Genomic DNA, 4,546 nt, shown 5'->3' on the forward strand with positions numbered 1-4,546 from the left:
CTCTAACCGGTCTCCCGGCGCACACTGTATGTATAACCAGTAAAATTAGAGTATCAGGAGGAAAGATGAAGCTACAACTTTTCAGCACCGGGAAAGAACTCCCGCCACAGGCCCATCCATTGTTTGCCGATCTGGCCAGCTGCGGTTTTCCCAGCCCTGCTGCTGACTATGTCGAGTCCGATCTGGATCTCCATGATTACTGCATACGGCATCCGAGCGCGACGTACTACCTGCGTGCCAGCGGAGACAGCATGGCCGACGGCAGTCTGTACAATGGCGATCTGCTGGTTGTGGACAGTGCTGAAAAGCCGCGGCACGGCGATATCGTTGTCGCCAGCGTACAGGGGGAGTTTACGGTGAAACGGCTTCTGCTGACGCCGCGACTGACGCTGCAGCCCATGAATGCCTCCTGGTCGCCGATTTATCCTGATCCCGACGAGCTGGATATCTTTGGCGTTGTCACGCATATCATCCACCGCCCGAGGGAGATGTACTGATGTTTGCCCTGGCCGATGTGAACAGCTTCTATGCCAGCTGTGAACGTGTTTTCCGCCCGGATTTGAAAGGAAAGCCGATAGTCGTCCTGAGCAACAACGACGGGAACGTAATCGCTCGCAGTGCCGAGGCGAAGCCCTGGATCAAAATGGGAACTCCGTGGTTTCAGATAAAAAACGAAAGATACCCGGAAAAAATATATGCGTTTTCAAGTAATTATGAACTTTACGCCTCGATGTCGGCGCGCGTGATGAACTGCCTGGAGGAACTGGCCCCCAGGGTGGAACAGTATTCCATTGATGAGATGTTCCTCGACCTGACCGGCGTGGAGCACTGTATGGGGCTTGAGGACTTCGGCCGGCAGCTGCGTCAGCACGTGTATGACTGTACCCGCCTGACCATTGGCGTGGGCGCCGGACCAACGAAAACCCTCGCAAAATCAGCCCAGTGGGCCTCAAAAGAGTGGAAACAGTTTCGTGGCGTACTCGCTCTGACCAGGGGAAATCCGCAGAGAACGCGGAAACTGCTTTCACTCCAGCCGGTTGAAGAAATCTGGGGGGTGGGTAACCGTATTGCACGCAAGCTAAATGTGCTGGGCATAAAGACCGCGCTCGATCTGGCTCTGACCAACCCGGCCTTCATCCGCAAAAATTTTTCTGTGGTCCTTGAGCGAACGGTACGTGAACTGAACGGGGAAAGCTGCCTTTCGCTTGAGGAAGTCCCTCCGACGAAACAGCAAATTGTCTGCAGCCGCAGTTTTGGCGTAAAGATCACGGAGTACGAGTCACTCCGTCAGGCTATCTGTCAGCACGCAGAGCGGGCCTCTGAAAAACTGCGTAAAGAGCACCAGTATTGCCGGCATATTTCTGTTTTCATCAAAACGTCTCCGTTCGCCGTTAAAGAGCCTTACTACGGCAACGTGGCTACGGAAAAACTTCTTACACCCACTCAGGACACCAGGGACATCATTGCAGCCGCCACAACGGCTATGGAGCGTATCTGGAGGGATGGGCACCGGTATGCCAAAGCCGGAGTTATGCTGAATGATTTCACCGGCTCTGGCGTGTCTCAGCTGCAGCTGTTCGACGAACGTCCGCCACGTCCACACAGCGCTGAACTAATGAAGGTTTTGGACGGGATCAACAACTCAGGGCTGGGGAAGGTCTGGTTTGCGGGGCGGGGTATTGCCCCGGAATGGCAGATGAAACGGGAGATGCTTTCTCCTGCTTATACGACACGATGGTCAGATATTCCAGCAGCGAAACTGGCGTGAAACTTTGGCGATTTCACCTTGAAATCATCAGCCTAAACTGCCTAATTACAATAAGTTAGATGTGAAATCGCCATGGCGAAATTATTGACTCAAATTTCTGTCAAGGACCTCGTTGATAGCCTTGTCCAGTTCATCCTGAATCACTTTTGACATACGGCTAAACTCATAAGTCAGCGTGCGCCCTTTCACACGCTTACGCGCGAACTTGTCCTTTTCCTCAAAAGACCAGAGTGGAGAGACCACTGATTTTTCCTTAGGAGATGGATCTATCAATGCCTGAGATGCCTGAGAAATCAGCTTCAGTATACTGGCTTTCTGTTCGTCTTCTGGTCGCTCGCCATCACTCAAAATTGCATCGAGCTGAGCTGATACAGACTGAATGAGTTCTTCAGGCGTTAATCCCTTTTCACTGAGTTTTTCATTAACTTCTAAAAGAAGTTTATAGTCACTAAACGATAGCTCCGACTGAACCGGAAACAGAGAAATCAAGTCTTGCGGTACGGCCGCCGCCTGCAGTGCCCTGGTAACTTTAGCCTGAGATAACCCCTCCAGTTCAGCAATTTCCTTTTGATTAAATCCGGACTCTTTAAGAGCGATCAATCTCAGGCCAATCTCCCGAAGATTATGTTCTTTAGCTGTCTGGATATCTTTAGCCAGTTGGCGGGCTTCATCAGCTGATAAATGTTCTTCGGTAACCATTACATCAAGGCCTGTACGGACAAAAATCGCTGAGGCTCGCCGTCTTGAACCATCCAGTATCTCAATCCTTTCACTTTGCTTAACACCAATACAGGGGAAGAACTGCTGAAACTTAATCGTCTGGATAATCGATTTCAGGGACTCCCTGGTCAGTGCAAGTTGATCTCTTCCGTTGTTTTCCTGGTTTACGAAGGTCTTACTTTCAACTTCAGATGCAGGCACCCGAACAAACTTGAACGTTACCTTCCTGCCGGTTTTTAAGGTAAATACCTGGCTTCTACCGGTGTCCATCATTTCCACCATTGACGCCTGGGTATTTAACTGTCTGCCGATGGTTTTTCTTTTCTCATTCGACATCACATACCTCCGTTAGTACGAATGAACTCGATGCGATCAAAGACTGCCTTCGCAAAGTCTTCCGCTGCTGATTTTGCGCTTTTTAGTGCCTCTGTACTTCCATCATAGGTTGCTGGATTTGCTGAAATAACTGTGTCAAAAGTCTCCCCACAGCGTTCGAAACCATCCAGTCTCGGCAGAACCATGTCTAGCATATCGGCACCGAAAACCTCTTTGGCCTGACTATGGCAAATTTTGTGATCAGACTTGTTCAGGATCTTGGACATGAAGCCGACATTACCGATGAGATTGCAGGTGTGCCCATCCATTTCGATGGAATCTATGAGGGCAGGGAGGCTGGCCACAAACTTCAGGGAAGAATGAAAATCAACCGTAGCCGGTGGAAGAGGGGTCAACATCAGGTCTGCCGCCCCAATGCAGTTTTTCAGGAACGCATCAAGGTGAGGACCACTATCAAGGAAAATAAAGTCGTAGTCATGCTGGAGCTTATCGATAATGTTCTCTTTAAGCACAGCATGAATATTTTTCCCTGGGAGATGTTCTTCACACAATCCCTTCCAGCCTTCAGCAAGGAATGCATCGTCAATGGAAGCGGGGATTACATCAACACCAGGGATAATAGACGGTACTATAAAATCGGAAAGTAATTCTTCACGAGACACGTTCTGGAGCATGGCCTGAGCCGCCGTATTTTCAACCAGGCCCACTGAATTCTCATGGCTCAGGAACATCGTCAGAGATGCCTGCGGATCGAAATCGATGGCCAGAATACGCAGGTCCTCGAACAGAAGCTGAGGATGAGCTCGAAAAGCATGTGATAATGAAGCGGTAGTAACTGTCTTGGAACCACCACCTTTAAGATTACAAACAAAAATCGTAAAGGCTTTATCGAAGCGATCCCTGTACTTCGGTACTTTACGATGGTTATACAGATCGATGACATTCTGAATCGTCATCGCGTATTTCATCGTATTACCAGAAGGTTTCTTTTTAAAAATGTAGCCACCGGCTTCCATTTCGGACACAGCATACTCAACACTGCCTTTACTGAGCTTAGGCAGCTTATACAGAGCGGCTTTGCTGTATTCCTGATAGAACTCGGTAAGCTTCAATTCCTCTTTTTGCTGGCGAATACTTTCGCTCAAAGATGTCAGAAGCTTACCTGCACGTGTAGCGACTTTCCGTAACTGCTCAATATTGTCCATTTATCACCTCATGACGTTTTTTGTCATTTTGAACAAAAAGAGTCATGTTGCAAGCAAAAAATCATATTGTTTTGATTTCGCTCTCAACAGGAGGGGGATGAAGCTCGACGGGCGTGCTACTAAATCACACTGCAGCAACACGCAGACGCACTTTTGACCATCAACAACAACTCATACAAAAGGGCTTTGAGAAAGGTATCCAACTTGCAAGACAGGAGGGTCATTCAGAAGGATTCTGATTTTAGTTACGACCGGTGCAATGCTGAGCCTTATGTATCAGCGCTCGCCGCAGCCATGTAACCGAGCGTAGCGAGCGAACTGGCGAGGAAGCGAAGAGGAACCGTTCCGGCAGATAGCTCTTACGCTCAGCACAAGAAGAGTTTTCCATCCTCTGTGGGAAACAGGTCAACTTTAATGGACGCTCCGGACTATGGGAAACAGGTCAACTTCGCGGGCGGCCGGGACTATGGGAAACAGGTCAACTTCACGGGCGGCCGGGAGTGTGGGGAACAGGTCA

Annotated in this window: 4 protein-coding genes; 2 read left to right on the forward strand and 2 right to left on the reverse strand. The window is 49.4% G+C overall.

All coding sequences use genetic code 11. The features are described 5' to 3' along the window. The first annotated feature begins 65 nt into the window (after positions 1 to 65). Entirely contained in the window at positions 66 to 497 is a 432-nt protein-coding gene (gene umuD, locus HMPREF9538_RS23005; RefSeq protein WP_001568036.1) for a translesion error-prone DNA polymerase V autoproteolytic subunit, read from the forward strand. Next, a complete protein-coding gene (locus tag HMPREF9538_RS23000) occupies positions 497 to 1,768 on the forward strand; it encodes a Y-family DNA polymerase (RefSeq protein WP_009484136.1) in 1,272 nt (423 codons plus the stop codon). The genes umuD and HMPREF9538_RS23000 overlap by 1 nt, the downstream gene beginning before the upstream one ends. 81 nt (positions 1,769 to 1,849) lie before the next feature. Here the strand turns inward: HMPREF9538_RS23000 and HMPREF9538_RS22995 are convergent, their stop codons facing one another. Both HMPREF9538_RS22995 and HMPREF9538_RS22990 read right to left on the reverse strand, forming a co-directional pair. After that, on the reverse strand, positions 1,850 to 2,824 hold the full coding sequence (locus HMPREF9538_RS22995; protein ID WP_009484137.1) for a ParB family protein: 975 nt from the start codon (positions 2,822 to 2,824) through the stop codon (positions 1,850 to 1,852). Then, positions 2,824 to 4,029 carry an AAA family ATPase gene (locus HMPREF9538_RS22990; protein ID WP_009484138.1) on the reverse strand — a complete coding sequence of 402 codons (1,206 nt, stop codon included), beginning with the start codon at positions 4,027 to 4,029 and terminating at the stop codon, positions 2,824 to 2,826. The genes HMPREF9538_RS22995 and HMPREF9538_RS22990 overlap by 1 nt, the downstream gene beginning before the upstream one ends. Between the last annotated feature and the right edge of the window lie 517 nt (positions 4,030 to 4,546).

Source organism: Klebsiella sp. MS 92-3 (assembly GCF_000195655.1).
GTDB lineage: Bacteria > Pseudomonadota > Gammaproteobacteria > Enterobacterales > Enterobacteriaceae > Klebsiella > Klebsiella pneumoniae.

What these genes read in the sequence shown, in the direction of transcription:
- umuD (WP_001568036.1), top strand. Translation starts at nt 66, where the DNA reads ATGAAGCTACAACTTTTCAGCACCGGGAAAGAACTCCCGCCACAGGCC.
- HMPREF9538_RS22990 (WP_009484138.1), bottom strand. Translation starts at nt 4,029, where the DNA reads ATGGACAATATTGAGCAGTTACGGAAAGTCGCTACACGTGCAGGTAAG.
- HMPREF9538_RS22995 (WP_009484137.1), bottom strand. Translation starts at nt 2,824, where the DNA reads ATGTCGAATGAGAAAAGAAAAACCATCGGCAGACAGTTAAATACCCAG.
- HMPREF9538_RS23000 (WP_009484136.1), top strand. Translation starts at nt 497, where the DNA reads ATGTTTGCCCTGGCCGATGTGAACAGCTTCTATGCCAGCTGTGAACGT.